Genomic DNA, 15,470 nt, shown 5'->3' on the forward strand with positions numbered 1-15,470 from the left:
GATCGCGCAGAAACAGATAATTTGGAAAAACTAGATGGAAAACAGGTAGCTGACGGCCGACAGCAAGCGCTCTGCAGTGCTCACGGAAAACACAATGGCCAAGGGGAACAACAAAGCCAGGCCAGCAAGGCCCTCGCCGTTTTGTCGTACAAAGTCAGGAGTCATGTTTGGAGCCAGCAACGGCTGGACTTTGACCACTTGATGCAATTTGTTCATATTTTCCCCTCGGAAATTTAGCGTTGTCCTAACCGCAAAGAACTCTTTAATCACATCAAGGGCGACGGGGAGAACTGACCTGATTTGCTTTTTTTGATCTGTCGTATCCCTGCTGCCGCTTCAAACATCAAGAGCTCAGATCTCAGATAAATCTTGAGACAGCCGCAATTTATCACCGCGCCCTGTTCTATTTTTCGCAACTTAACAATCTTTGACAGTGAGTAACAGTTGTTCACACTTTATTTGCCGCACAACAACTATTTGTATCTCGCGCACCACTGAAATTGATGAACGGCAAGTAAAATCCCGATTTAAAATTTTCTGAAAACAATTGTTAAGCAACCGAGCAGAAGCAATTGTTAAAGTCCAGGCGATAAAAAACCCGCAATGACTGAGTCATTGCGGGTTTTTATATAGAACGTCTTACTGCTTACCTCATGCGGTCCCTAGCAAGCTATCCGCCGGCAGGATCACCATAATTTGAAATCGACGCCAGCCGATACGCCCCAGGCGCTGCCGGTGGTGCTGACGCCAACGCCCCAGGTGTTATTGCCAGTACTGCTCTTCGCCCGGAACTGCAAGGCCAGCGCGCCATAGCCCTGATAGGAGCCGATGCCGACCCCTACCCGGCCTTCACCGCGTTCCAACGCGCTTGTCACCGCGCCCGACATCGCCATGCTCATGGCCACACCGGAGTAGGCAATGCGCTTGACATCGCCGATCTGGTTTTGCACGTTATTCAGCTGAGACATATTGACGGCGTCGGTCGGATTGACGCCCGCAGCGACATTGGTGATACGGCGCTCATTGCCGGAGGAACCGACCGATACCGTATTCGCCTGGTCCGCCACCGAATAAGCGCCCAGCGCAACCGAGTTGTTCGCCGTGGCTTGCGCGCCGGCTCCCGTCGCCACCGCGTCGTTACCTGACGCCAAGGCATTATTACCGATTGCAACGGTAGGATCGCCTGTTGCCCGGGCGTTATAACCAATCGCCACCGACCCTGCCTGCGAAGCCAGGGCACGGAACCCCACCGCCGTGGCGTTGGTGTCGGTAGCCTGGGCGTTCGAGCCGATCGCCGTTGTCCCATCCTTGGTCGCTTGCGCGCACAAACCGGAACCGGTGGCATCCACGCCGTTGACGCTGCTGCACGTCGACGCCACCACATTGCTGATTGCAACGCCGCTGGTGCCGCGCGTTTGCACCGTGCCGTTGCTGTTAGCGCCGCCGATCGTAGTGCCACCCAGCGTACCGCCATTCGCAGTTGCATTCTTCGACGCGTCCACCAGTGATGTCAGCGTTGTCGACAAAGAGGTAGTGCCGTTGGCGATGTTGCTCAAGCCGCTAGAGATCGACGTAACCTGGCTCAAGCCGGTCGACAGCGACGAGATGCCGGTCGAGAGAGAAGAGATCCCGCTCGAAGTCGACGACGACAAGGAACTGACATTGCCGTTGGTGGTCGACAGCCCGGTCGACAGCGAGTTGACGTTCGACGTGCTGCCCGACAATCCCGTCGACAAGGAATTGATGCTGCTGGTGTTGGTGGACAAACCAGTCGAGGTCGACGACGACAGCGAATTCACATTGCTGTTGGTTGAGCTGAGAGCGGTTGACAGCGATCCCAGGCCAGTGGATGTAGCCGTCGACAGCGAATTCAGCTGGCTGACGTTGACTGCATCGGTGTTCTGCGTACCGGCTGCCACGTTGATGATCTGCCGCTCATTGGCAAGCGAACCTACCGAGACCACGTTAAGGCGCGTACCGTTATTCGAATTGGCGCCGATCGCCACCGAATTGGAACCCGGGCTCACAAACGCATTATCCAGATCATTCTGCTTGCCGTCTGCCTTGAAATAATTGACAACCCCGGAGCTTTTGAGAGCGGAAGCACTCGTCGATAACGACCCCACATTGCTGTTGGTCGTACTCAAGCCGGTCGACAGGTAGCCGATGCTGCTGCTGGTCGAACTCAAGCCGGTCGACGTAGAAGTCGACAACGATGACACATTGCTGTTAGTCGTGCTGAGGCCGCTGGACAACGAAGTAACGTTGCTGTTGGTCGTGCTCAGACCAGTCGAGGTCGAGGTCGACAGCGACGAAACACTGCTGTTAGTGGTGCTAAGGCCGCTGGACAACGAAGTGACATTGCTGTTCGTCGAACTTAGGCCGGTCGAAGTCGAGGTCGACAACGAGGACACATTGCTGTTAGTCGTGCTGAGGCCGCTGGACAGAGAAGTGACGTTACTGTTCGTCGCGCTCAGACCCGTCGAGGTCGATGTCGACAGCGACGACACGCTGCTGTTGGTGGTGCTCAGGCCGCTGGACAACGAAGTGACATTGCTGTTCGTCGTACTCAGGCCTGTCGAAGTCGAAGTCGACAACGAGGACACATTGCTGTTAGTCGTGCTCAGGCCACTGGACAGCGAAGTGACATTACTGTTCGTCGAACTTAAGCCTGTCGAAGTAGACGTGGACAATGAAGACACGTTGCTGTCGGTGGTACTGAGGCCACTGGACAACGAAGTAACGTTGCTGTTGGTCGTGCTCAAGCCGGTCGAAGTCGAGGTCGACAATGATGATACGTTGCTGTCGGTGGTGCTGAGGCCACTGGACAACGAAGTAACGTTGCTGTTCGTCGTGCTCAGACCTGTCGAAGTCGAGGTCGACAGTGACGACACGCTGCTATTGGTGGTGCTCAGGCCGCTGGACAGCGAAGTAACGTTGCTGTTCGTCGTACTCAGGCCGGACGAAGTCGACGTGGACAATGAAGACACGTTGCTGTCGGTGGTGCTGAGACCGCTGGACAGCGAGGACACATTGCTATTCGTCGTGCTGAGGCCGCTGGACAGTGAAGTAACGTTGCTGTTCGTCGAACTTAGGCCAGTCGAAGTCGAGGTCGACAACGATGATACGTTGCTGTCGGTGGTGCTGAGACCACTGGACAACGAAGTAACGTTGCTGTTCGTCGCGCTCAGACCTGTCGAAGTCGAGGTCGACAGTGACGACACGCTGCTGTTGGTTGTGCTGAGACCGCTGGACAGTGAAGTAACGTTGCTGTTTGTCGTGCTCAGACCCGTCGAGGTCGACGTGGACAATGAAGACACGTTGCTGTCGGTGGTGCTGAGACCGCTGGACAACGAAGTGACGTTGCTGTTTGTCGCGCTCAGACCTGTCGAGGTCGATGTCGACAGCGACGACACGCTGCTGTTGGTTGTGCTGAGACCGCTGGACAGTGAAGTAACGTTGCTGTTTGTCGTGCTCAGACCCGTCGAGGTCGACGTGGACAATGAAGACACGTTGCTGTCGGTGGTGCTGAGGCCACTGGACAACGAAGTGACGTTGCTGTTTGTCGCGCTCAGACCTGTCGAGGTCGATGTCGACAGCGACGACACGCTGCTGTTGGTTGTGCTGAGACCGCTGGACAGTGAAGTAACGTTGCTGTTTGTCGTGCTCAGACCCGTCGAGGTCGATGTCGACAGCGACGACACGCTGCTGTTGGTGGTGCTCAGGCCGCTGGACAACGAAGTGACATTGCTGTTCGTCGTACTCAGGCCTGTCGAAGTCGAAGTCGACAACGAGGACACATTGCTGTTAGTCGTGCTCAGACCCGTCGAGGTCGATGTCGACAGCGACGACACGCTGCTGTTGGTGGTGCTCAGGCCGCTGGACAACGAAGTGACATTGCTGTTCGTCGTACTCAGGCCTGTCGAAGTCGAAGTCGACAACGAGGACACATTGCTGTTAGTCGTGCTCAGGCCACTGGACAGCGAAGTGACATTACTGTTCGTCGAACTTAAGCCTGTCGAAGTAGACGTGGACAATGAAGACACGTTGCTGTCGGTGGTGCTGAGGCCACTGGACAGTGAAGTAACGTTGCTGTTGGTCGTACTCAGACCTGTCGAAGTCGAGGTCGACAATGATGATACGTTGCTGTCGGTGGTGCTGAGGCCACTGGACAACGAAGTAACGTTGCTGTTCGTCGTGCTCAGACCTGTCGAAGTCGAGGTCGACAGTGACGACACGCTGCTATTGGTGGTGCTCAGGCCGCTGGACAGCGAAGTAACGTTGCTGTTCGTCGTACTCAGGCCGGACGAAGTCGACGTGGACAATGAAGACACGTTGCTGTCGGTGGTGCTGAGACCGCTGGACAGCGAGGACACATTGCTATTCGTCGTGCTGAGGCCGCTGGACAGTGAAGTAACGTTGCTGTTCGTCGAACTTAGGCCAGTCGAAGTCGAGGTCGACAACGATGATACGTTGCTGTCGGTGGTGCTGAGACCACTGGACAACGAAGTAACGTTGCTGTTCGTCGTGCTCAGACCTGTCGAAGTCGAGGTCGACAGTGACGACACGCTGCTATTGGTGGTGCTCAGGCCGCTGGACAGCGAAGTAACGTTGCTGTTCGTCGTACTCAGGCCGGACGAAGTCGACGTGGACAATGAAGACACGTTGCTGTCGGTGGTGCTGAGACCGCTGGACAGCGAGGACACATTGCTATTCGTCGTGCTGAGGCCGCTGGACAGTGAAGTAACGTTGCTGTTCGTCGAACTTAGGCCAGTCGAAGTCGAGGTCGACAACGATGATACGTTGCTGTCGGTGGTGCTGAGACCACTGGACAACGAAGTAACGTTGCTGTTCGTCGCGCTCAGACCTGTCGAAGTCGAAGTCGACAGCGACGACACGTTGCTGTTAGTCGTGCTGAGGCCGCTGGACAGCGAAGTAACGTTGCTGTTCGTCGTACTCAGGCCTGTCGAAGTCGAAGTCGACAGCGACGATACGCTACTGTCGGTGGTGCTGAGGCCACTGGACAACGAAGTAACGTTGCTGTTTGTCGTGCTCAGACCCGTCGAGGTCGATGTCGACAGCGACGACACGCTGCTGTTGGTGGTGCTCAGGCCGCTGGACAACGAAGTGACATTGCTGTTCGTCGTACTCAGGCCTGTCGAAGTCGAAGTCGACAACGAGGACACATTGCTGTTAGTCGTGCTCAGGCCACTGGACAGCGAAGTGACATTACTGTTCGTCGAACTTAAGCCTGTCGAAGTAGACGTGGACAATGAAGACACGTTGCTGTCGGTGGTGCTGAGGCCACTGGACAGTGAAGTAACGTTGCTGTTGGTCGTACTCAGACCTGTCGAAGTCGAGGTCGACAGTGACGACACGCTGCTATTGGTGGTGCTCAGGCCACTGGACAACGAAGTGACGTTACTGTTCGTCGTGCTCAGACCCGTCGAAGTCGAGGTCGACAGTGACGATACGCTGCTATTCGTTGTGCTCAGGCCAGTCGATGTAGAAGTCGACAACGAGGACACATTACTGTTAATCGTACTCAGGCCGCTGGACAACGAAGTGACGTTGCTGTTTGTCGTGTTCAAGCCGGTCGAGGTTGACGTCGACAGTGACGATACGCTGCTGTTAGTGGTGCTCAGACCGCTGGAAAGCGAAGTAACGTTGCTGTTCGTCGTACTCAGGCCTGTCGAAGTCGAAGTCGACAAGGACGAAACACTGCTGTTGGTGGTGCTGAGACCGCTGGACAGCGAAGTGACGTTGCTGTTCGTCGTGCTGAGACCGCTGGACAGCGAAGTGACGTTGCTGTTCGTCGTGCTCAGGCCACTGGACAACGAAGTGACGTTACTGTTCGTCGTGCTCAGACCCGTCGAAGCCGAGGTCGATAGTGACGATACGCTGCTGTTGGTGGTGCTGAGACCACTGGACAACGAAGTAACGTTGCTGTTCGTCGTGCTCAGGCTTGTCGAAGTCGACGTCGACAGCGACGATACGCTGCTGTTGGTGGTACTCAGGCCGCTGGACAACGAAGTAACGTTGCTGTTCGTCGTGCTCAGACCGCTGGACAGCGAAGTAACGTTGCTGTTCGTCGTACTCAGACCCGTCGAAGTCGAGGTCGACAGCGACGATACGCTGCTATTCGTCGTACTCAGACCCGTCGAAGTCGAGGTCGACAGCGACGATACGCTGCTATTCGTCGTGCTCAGACCTGTCGAAGTCGATGTTGACAGTGACGACACGCTGCTATTGGTGGTGCTCAGACCACTGGACAATGAAGTAACGTTACTGTTCGTCGTACTCAGACCCGTCGAAGTCGAGGTCGACAACGAGGACACATTGCTGTTAGTCGTGCTCAGGCCTGTCGAAGTCGAAGTCGACAAGGACGAAACACTGCTGTTGGTGGTGCTCAGACCGCTGGACAGCGAAGTAACGTTGCTGTTCGTCGTGCTCAGGCCACTGGACAGCGAAGTGACGTTGCTATTCGTCGTGCTCAAGCCGGTCGATGCAGAAGTCGACAACGAGGACACATTACTGTTGGTGGTGCTCAGGCCACTGGACAACGAAGTGACGTTGCTGTTTGTCGTGCTCAAGCCGGTCGAGGTCGACGTCGACAGCGACGATACGCTGCTGTTGGTGGTGCTCAGACCACTGGACAACGAAGTGACGTTACTGTTCGTCGTACTCAGGCCTGTCGAAGTCGAAGTCGACAAGGACGAAACACTGCTGTTGGTGGTGCTGAGACCACTGGACAACGAAGTGACGTTGCTGTTCGTCGTGCTCAGACCACTGGACAACGAAGTGACGTTACTGTTCGTCGTGCTCAGACCCGTCGAAGCCGAGGTCGATAGTGACGATACGCTGCTGTTGGTGGTACTCAGGCCGCTGGACAACGAAGTGACGTTGCTGTTCGTCGTGCTCAGACCCGTCGAAGCCGAGGTCGATAGTGACGATACGCTGCTGTTGGTGGTGCTGAGACCACTGGACAACGAAGTGACGTTGCTATTCGTCGTACTCAGACCTGTTGAAGTCGAAGTCGACAGCGAGGATACGCTGCTGTTGGTAGTGCTCAGGCCACTGGACAGCGAAGTGACGTTGCTGTTCGTCGTACTCAGACCCGTCGAAGTCGAGGTCGACAGCGACGATACGCTGCTATTCGTCGTGCTCAAGCCGGTCGAAGTTGACGTCGATAGTGAAGATACGCTGCTGTTGGTGGTACTCAGGCCGCTGGACAACGAAGTAACGTTGCTGTTCGTCGTGCTCAGACCGCTGGACAGCGAAGTAACGTTGCTGTTCGTCGTGCTCAGGCCACTGGACAGCGAAGTGACGTTGCTATTCGTCGTGCTCAAGCCGGTCGATGCAGAAGTCGACAACGAGGACACATTACTGTTGGTGGTGCTCAGGCCACTGGACAACGAAGTGACGTTGCTGTTCGTCGTACTCAGACCCGTCGAAGCCGAGGTCGACAACGACGATACGCTGCTGTTGGTGGTGCTGAGACCGCTGGACAGCGAAGTAACGCTGCTGTTAGTCGTGCTGAGGCCACTGGACAACGAAGTGACGTTGCTGTTTGTCGTGCTCAAGCCGGTCGAGGTCGAAGTCGACAGCGACGATACGCTGCTGTTGGTGGTGCTCAGACCGCTGGAAAGCGAAGTAACGTTGCTGTTCGTCGTACTCAGGCCTGTCGAAGTCGAAGTCGACAAGGACGAAACACTGCTGTTGGTGGTGCTGAGACCACTGGACAGCGAAGTAACGTTGCTGTTGGTCGTGCTCATGCCGGTCGAAGTCGACGTCGACAGCGACGATACGCTGCTGTTGGTGGTGCTGAGACCGCTGGACAACGAAGTGACGTTGCTGTTGGTCGTGCTCAAGCCGGTCGAGGTCGACGTCGACAGCGACGATACGCTGCTGTTGGTGGTGCTCAGACCACTGGACAATGAAGTAACGTTACTGTTCGTCGTACTCAGGCCTGTCGAAGTCGAAGTCGACAAGGACGAAACACTGCTGTTGGTGGTGCTGAGACCGCTGGACAGCGAAGTGACGTTGCTGTTCGTCGTGCTGAGGCCACTGGACAACGAAGTGACGTTGCTGTTTGTCGTGCTCAAGCCGGTCGAGGTTGACGTCGACAGCGACGATACGCTGCTGTTAGTGGTGCTCAGACCGCTGGAAAGCGAAGTAACGTTGCTGTTCGTCGTACTCAGGCCTGTCGAAGTCGAAGTCGACAAGGACGAAACACTGCTGTTGGTGGTGCTGAGACCGCTGGACAGCGAAGTGACGTTGCTGTTCGTCGTGCTCAGACCCGTCGAGGTCGAGGTCGACAGTGACGATACGCTGCTGTTAGTCGTGCTGAGGCCACTGGACAACGAAGTGACGTTGCTGTTTGTCGTGCTCAAGCCGGTCGAGGTCGACGTCGACAGCGACGATACGCTGCTGTTGGTGGTGCTCAGACCACTGGACAATGAAGTAACGTTACTGTTCGTCGTACTCAGGCCTGTCGAAGTCGAAGTCGACAAGGACGAAACACTGCTGTTGGTGGTGCTGAGACCGCTGGACAGCGAAGTGACGTTGCTGTTCGTCGTGCTCAGGCCACTGGACAACGAAGTGACGTTACTGTTCGTCGTGCTCAGACCCGTCGAGGTCGAGGTCGACAGTGACGATACGCTGCTGTTAGTCGTGCTGAGGCCACTGGACAACGAAGTGACGTTGCTGTTTGTCGTGCTCAAGCCGGTCGAGGTTGACGTCGACAGTGACGATACGCTGCTGTTAGTGGTGCTCAGACCGCTGGAAAGCGAAGTAACGTTGCTGTTCGTCGTACTCAGGCCTGTCGAAGTCGAAGTCGACAAGGACGAAACACTGCTGTTGGTGGTGCTGAGACCGCTGGACAGCGAAGTGACGTTGCTGTTCGTCGTGCTCAGACCCGTCGAGGTCGAGGTCGACAGTGACGATACGCTGCTGTTAGTCGTGCTGAGGCCACTGGACAACGAAGTGACGTTGCTGTTTGTCGTGCTCAAGCCGGTCGAGGTTGACGTCGACAGTGACGATACGCTGCTGTTAGTGGTGCTCAGACCGCTGGAAAGCGAAGTAACGTTGCTGTTCGTCGTACTCAGGCCTGTCGAAGTCGAAGTCGACAAGGACGAAACACTGCTGTTGGTGGTGCTCAGACCACTGGACAACGAAGTGACGTTGCTAGTGGTCGTACTCAGACCACTCGATAAAGAATTAATGCTGCTAGTGTGACTAGACAAGCCGGTCGAGGTCGATGTTGACAGTGACGAAACACTGCTGTTGGTGGTGCTGAGACCGCTGGACAGCGAAGTGACGTTGCTGTTTGTCGTACTCAGACCCGTCGAGGTCGAGGTTGACAACGACGATACGCTGCTATTCGTCGTGCTCAGACCTGTCGAGGTCGAGGTTGACAACGACGATACGCTGCTATTCGTCGTGCTCAGACCTGTCGAAGTCGATGTTGACAATGACGACACGCTGCTATTGGTGGTGCTCAGACCACTGGACAATGAAGTAACGTTACTGTTCGTCGTACTCAGGCCTGTCGAAGTCGAAGTCGACAAGGACGAAACACTGCTGTTGGTGGTGCTCAGACCGCTGGAAAGCGAAGTAACGTTGCTGTTGGTCGTGCTCAAGCCGGTCGAAGTCGACGTCGATAGTGAAGATACGCTGCTGTTGGTGGTACTCAGGCCGCTGGACAACGAAGTGACGTTGCTGTTTGTCGTGCTCAAGCCGGTCGAGGTCGAGGTCGACAGTGACGATACGCTGCTGTTGGTGGTGCTGAGACCGCTGGACAACGAAGTGACGTTGCTGTTTGTCGTGCTCAAGCCGGTCGAGGTTGACGTCGACAGCGACGATACGCTGCTGTTAGTCGTGCTCAGACCACTGGACAGCGAAGTAACGTTGCTGTTCGTCGTGCTCAGACCTGTCGAAGTCGAGATTGACAGTGACGACACGCTGCTATTGGTGGTGCTCAGACCACTGGACAATGAAGTAACGTTACTGTTCGTCGTACTCAGACCCGTCGAAGTCGAGGTCGACAACGAGGACACATTGCTGTTAGTCGTACTCAGGCCTGTCGAAGTCGAAGTCGACAAGGACGAAACACTGCTGTTGGTGGTGCTCAGACCGCTGGACAGCGAAGTGACGTTGCTACTCGTCGTACTCAGACCTGTTGAAGTCGAAGTCGACAGCGAGGATACGCTGCTGTTAGTAGTGCTCAGGCCACTGGACAACGAAGTAACGTTGCCGTTCGTCGTACTCAGGCCTGTCGAAGTCGAAGTCGACAAGGACGAAACACTGCTGTTGGTGGTGCTGAGACCACTGGACAGCGAAGTGACGTTGCTGTTCGTCGTGCTCAGACCTGTTGAAGTCGAAGTCGACAGCGACGACACGCTGCTGTTGGTGGTGCTGAGTCCGCTGGACAGCGAAGTGACGTTGCTGTTTGTCGTACTCAGACCCGTCGAGGTCGAGGTTGACAACGACGATACGCTGCTATTCGTCGTGCTCAGACCTGTCGAAGTCGATGTTGACAGTGACGACACGCTGCTATTGGTGGTGCTCAGACCGCTGGACAGCGAAGTAACGTTGCTGTTGGTCGTGCTCAGACCTGTCGAAGTTGATGTCGACAGTGACGACACGCTGCTGTTGGTGGTGCTCAGACCACTGGACAGCGAAGTGACGTTGCTGTTCGTCGTGCTCAGACTCGTCGAAGTCGAGGTCGACAGCGACGATACGTTGCTATTAGTCGTACTCAGACCACTCGATAAAGAATTAATGCTGCTAGTGTGACTGGACAAGCCGGTCGAGGTCGATGTCGATAGCGACGATACGCTGCTGTTGGTGGTGCTGAGACCGCTGGACAGCGAAGTGACGTTGCTGTTTGTCGTGCTCAAGCCGGTCGAAGTCGATGTCGACAACGACGATACGCTGCTATTCGTCGTGCTCAGACCTGTCGAAGTCGATGTTGACAGTGACGACACGCTGCTATTGGTGGTGCTCAGACCACTGGACAATGAAGTAACGTTACTGTTCGTCGTACTCAGACCCGTCGAAGTCGAGGTCGACAACGAGGACACATTGCTGTTAGTCGTGCTCAGGCCGCTAGACAACGAAGTGACGTTGCTGTTTGTCGTACTCAAGCCTGTCGAAGTCGAGGTCGACAACGACGACAGGCTGCTATTCGTTGTGCTCAAACCTGTCGAAGTTGACGTCGACAGTGACGATACGCTGCTGTTGGTGGTGCTGAGACCACTCGACAAAGAATTAATGCTGCTAGTGTGACTGGACAAGCCGGTCGAGGTCGATGTTGACAGCGACGATACGCTGCTGTTGGTGGTGCTGAGACCGCTGGACAGAGAAGTAACGTTGCTGTTCGTCGTACTCAGACCTGTCGAAGTTGACGTCGACAGTGACGACACGCTGCTGTTGGTGGTGCTTAGGCCACTGGACAGCGAAGTGACGTTGCTAGTGGTCGTACTCAGACCACTCGATAAAGAATTAATGCTGCTAGTGTGACTGGACAAGCCGGTCGAGGTCGAAGTCGACAGTGACGATACGCTGCTGTTGGTGGTGCTCAGTCCAGTCGACAAAGAATTGATGCTGCTGGTATGGCTCGACAGGCCGGTCGAAGTCGAAGTCGACAGCGATGCGATACCAGTAGAAACCGAACCCGCGACCGTAGATAATTGAGAAACGTTGACTGCATCGGTTTGAGCCGTACCGGCGGCCACGCCGGTGATAGTACGATTGCCAACGTTGACTTCACCGCTTGACGTTTGAGCTGCGGCTAGGCCAAAAGCGGTGTAACCAGATTGCGCACCAACCGTGGTTGCTGAATTATTGCCCAACGCAACGCTATTGGCGTTACTCGCATTCGCCCCGGTGCCGATCGCGATGCCATTGACAACGGACGTCGTCGCGCCATTGCCGAAAGCCATGGAATTGGTCGCTGCGGCCGACGTGACGGCTGTTTGCCCGATCGCAATCGACTGGGCGCCATTGGCGGTCGCGCCCGCCAAGCTGCCGCCATTGCCACCACCAATGGCGACTGATGAGGCTCCGGTGGATACGGCATCATTCCCCAGAGCATAAGAGCCTGTGCCGCTGGCCTTGGCGCCCGAACCGATCGCGGTCGAGCTGCCGCCCGTGGCGTTGGCCATCGCATTGTTGCCTATAGCAACGTTGTAGCCTGAGCCACCGCTGCCGGCATTGGCTCCACTGCCCAAGGCCACGTCGGAGACATTGGAAGCGTTCGCGCCGACTCCTATCGCAGTCGCACTGTTGCCGCCGGCATTCGCGCCATCGCCAAATGCGGCAGAGCTGGTGCCGCTAGCGCTGGCGGCATTGCCAATCGCGGTCGCATTGGTATTACTGGCGTTTGCGTTGAAACCTATCGCCGTCGCGTTGGTGCCGTTGGCTGTCGCTCGGCCTGTACCAGTCGTGGTACCCGCACCAATTGCAATGCCGGTAGTGCTAGCCGTACCAACTGTCGAACTACTACCGACATAACTTGCCTGCGCCGCCGGCGCATAACCCGCCACTACGCCAGCAACAGCAATGGCCACCGCTGCCGCCACAGTCGACTTGCTGCGCTTGCCGCGTGCTGCCGTGTTTTCAGAAACGGCAACCCAGGTGCCAAGCGTTTCACTGTACACGGTGCGATAAATTTTATTCATGACGGGCTCTATGCAAAAGGTGGTACGGCTTGCAGCATGGGATCAGACCGTTCGCGCAAGCGAGATCACATGGAAAAATGCGAAAAAATCAGGGAATTAACGGAAGACAGATAGTTGTTGCCGGCGCAGCGTCATTTGCCAATGGTCTCTATGGGACCGTACTGGTATCCGACCGGCACCCAATGTTCGTTCTGCCAGACCAGGGCAACCTTCTCCCAGGCACGCGCCTTGGCATAGCCGGACACAAAGGTGACGCTTGCAAATTCGCCGGGCGGCAAACTGGGATGATCAAGCTGATGTTCCAGCGCCTGCCAGAATCGCGAGTCTGGCGCCGGACCAAACTGATCGTGCATGCTGCCGATGTAAGTGACCCAGGTGTTCTGATCCGATTGCGCTTTCATTAGCGCGCTGCTCTGCTCCCACATCTGCACCGTCTGATTGGCATCGGCCAGGCTCAGCCAATGGCGGGCGACGCCAATTGCCGAATCGGCTGCCGCGGCCTGCTGCGCCATCGCGCCGGCAGAGGACAGCATGCCAACAGTGAACAGCAAACACAGCTTGCCGAAATTAACGACGCGGCTAAGTCTGATAGCGATCGGCTCAACTTTGGCGAGCCGAGCCTTGAGGCGCATCATTTGATTTGTTTTTTTCATTTTCCACCCTGAAAATTTGATGCCTCTACGACCACAAAGAACTCAGCCTCATCGCACCGGGGAGCCGAGATTCAAGCAGCCACGCCACTTACCTCGTATCTCGATCGAAAAATTTAGAGCTCGGAAAACCGGTAAAACTGACGGAGAGTGCTACTGCTTTTGCGCTTTACTTAAAGTAACAATATTGGACTTTAAGTAATATTCATTGACGCTTTAGATTGTTTTTTTGCCAGCCAATTTATTGCATAAAAACACTAAAACCACATCAGAACCGCGTCGTATTCATCGAAGCAGTTTGCTGAAAGTAAAGATATTGCTACTAGTCTGCATGCGCTATATCTTGCTGCTTTTAGCACTTCCTCATCGTTTCAATTTAGACATCAATAAATGTCCATATTCATAAATTAGAGAAAGTGCCAAATGTTAATTTCAATTAATATTTATGTCACCTAAATAAGTTCCCTAAAGTCGCCAATAAACAACGAATTTATTCATATATGACAGTTGGAACTATTTTTAAAAGCTGCCATTTTTCTTCTATTTCTAGTTAAATAACCGCAAAATTTACCTATAAGTACTTATAAATATTGGGGTTTCTAAGATATATGAATTTTAAATATCTAAAATTTACAGTTACCCGCAAACAACTAATTTTAGAGAGAATAATTAGATGCTCTCGGATATAAAAATTCTCACAGGCAACAATTTCGACACTTTATTTCCTCACGGAAATGATAAATGTGTTTTTCAATATTAACTATTTGAAATGAAAGAAAATGTCCATACGAGGACGTCGTTTAGGGGGTGCAGGCTGGAAAATTAATTGCGGAAAAATGCCATTTTGCCTAGCATCAATGGCAACTTCGCGTAAAAAATGCAAAAGCAGGCGCGGCCAGCAAAGATCAGGAAGTGATTAAGCGTACAGACCTGTATGTCCGTACAATGGGATACATGCTTGAAAAAAGATCTTGGGCAGGTGCGAGCAAGGCGCGGGCACGCAGATGGAAATGTAAAATTGATCGCCAACCCGGCAATAGCCTAAAGCAGCAGCCGGTCCGGGCAACAAAAAGCCCGCAATCACATCGTCATTGCAGGCTCAGGAATAAGCAGTTTTATCGGCTATTGTTATTGTCCCGCTCATCCTGTTCAGCTTTTTCAGCGTCCGCTTCGGCCTGGCGCCTTGCCATTTCTTCCGCATGCAGAGCCAGCAGTGCTGCATGTGTTTGCGGCGTCTCCAGGCTGATCCGGCCAAGCGCGCCAGTACGGTAGTCCTGCAGCAGAGTGTGCGCCGCCTTCTCCAGGTCAAGGTCGCCGCCTTTGAGACGGAAGCCGCGGCGCAGCGCCACGCCTTCGATGACGCTGACGCCATCGATGCCATCGGTCTTGATGCCGTAACGGGCCGTCAGCAATGGCGCGTAGCGCAGCAACAGTTCGTCGGCCAGGAAGGTTGCGACCTCTTCTTCGATCAGCGCATTGCTGCCGATGGCATGGCTGGCGGCCAGCATCAGGCCATCGCTAGGGTGAGCGATCTTCGGCCACAGCATGCCGGGAGTGTCGATCAGCACCATGTTGTTGCCCAAATACAGACGCTGCTGCACCTTGGTCACTGCCGGTTCGTCGCCGACGGCCGCCACGCGGCGCTTCAGCAAGGCATTCATCAAGGTCGACTTGCCGACGTTGGGAATCCCCATGATCATCATGCGCAAAGGCTTCAGCGGCGTGCCGCGATGCGGCGCCAACGTCAGGCACAAGCCCGGGATCTTGGCGACATCGGACGGCTTCTTGCAGCTCAGGGCCACCGCGTGCACATTTTTTTGCGCGTTGTAAAAGTTGAGCCATGCCTGGGTAGCGGCCGGATCGGCCAGGTCGCTCTTGTTGAGGATTTTCAGGCAGGGACGCTGGCGATGCACGCGCAGCTGCTCAATCATGGGATTGCAGCTAGCTTGCGGCAAACGGCCGTCGAGCACTTCGATCACGAGATCGACCTTCTCCATAGCTTCCGCCGCCTTCTTGCGGGCGGCGTTCATATGACCTGGGAACCATTGTATGGACATGCGTTGTCTTGTCTGACTAAAATAAACCGCTATTGTACGGACTTATTCCGGTTCTACCGCAATCCCGGCCGCAAGCGTTG

Annotated in this window: 6 protein-coding genes and 1 pseudogene; 2 read left to right on the forward strand and 5 right to left on the reverse strand. The window is 54.9% G+C overall.

Annotated elements, in window-relative coordinates:
• Positions 1-30: 30 nt before the first annotated feature.
• Together BCF11_RS06550 and BCF11_RS06555 are read right to left on the reverse strand one after the other, a co-directional pair.
• Entirely contained in the window at positions 31-216 is a 186-nt protein-coding gene (locus BCF11_RS06550; protein WP_098494032.1) for a hypothetical protein, read from the reverse strand.
• A 470-nt stretch (positions 217-686) separates the two neighbouring features.
• Positions 687-11,426 carry a hypothetical protein gene (locus BCF11_RS06555; protein ID WP_369827842.1) on the reverse strand — a complete coding sequence of 3,580 codons (10,740 nt, stop codon included), beginning with the start codon at positions 11,424-11,426 and terminating at the stop codon, positions 687-689.
• Between BCF11_RS06555 and BCF11_RS28595 the strand changes: the two genes are divergently transcribed.
• Both BCF11_RS28595 and BCF11_RS28600 read left to right on the forward strand, forming a co-directional pair.
• Complete coding sequence (locus tag BCF11_RS28595; protein WP_369827732.1) at positions 11,344-11,523, forward strand: hypothetical protein; 180 nt, start codon at positions 11,344-11,346, stop codon at positions 11,521-11,523. The genes BCF11_RS06555 and BCF11_RS28595 overlap by 83 nt on opposite strands.
• Before the next feature lie 309 nt (positions 11,524-11,832).
• Positions 11,833-12,099, forward strand: coding sequence for a hypothetical protein (locus tag BCF11_RS28600; protein ID WP_369827733.1), 267 nt, complete (start codon positions 11,833-11,835; stop codon positions 12,097-12,099).
• A gap of 503 nt (positions 12,100-12,602) precedes the next feature.
• Here the strand turns inward: BCF11_RS28600 and BCF11_RS28605 are convergent.
• The 3 genes and pseudogenes from BCF11_RS28605 to ylqF all read right to left on the reverse strand — a co-directional run.
• A pseudogene (locus tag BCF11_RS28605) lies at positions 12,603-12,683 on the reverse strand (ESPR domain-containing protein); the annotation flags it as partial.
• 131 nt (positions 12,684-12,814) lie between these two features.
• The gene (locus BCF11_RS06560; protein ID WP_158229159.1) at positions 12,815-13,318 is read right to left on the reverse strand and encodes a DUF4019 domain-containing protein; all 504 of its coding nucleotides are present in this window, start codon (positions 13,316-13,318) and stop codon (positions 12,815-12,817) included.
• A gap of 1,130 nt (positions 13,319-14,448) precedes the next feature.
• Entirely contained in the window at positions 14,449-15,390 is a 942-nt protein-coding gene (ylqF, locus tag BCF11_RS06565) for a ribosome biogenesis GTPase YlqF (protein ID WP_098494034.1), read from the reverse strand.
• Positions 15,391-15,470 lie beyond the last annotated feature (80 nt).

The sequence above is a fragment of the Collimonas sp. PA-H2 genome, assembly GCF_002564105.1.
Taxonomy (GTDB): Bacteria; Pseudomonadota; Gammaproteobacteria; order Burkholderiales; family Burkholderiaceae_D; genus Collimonas.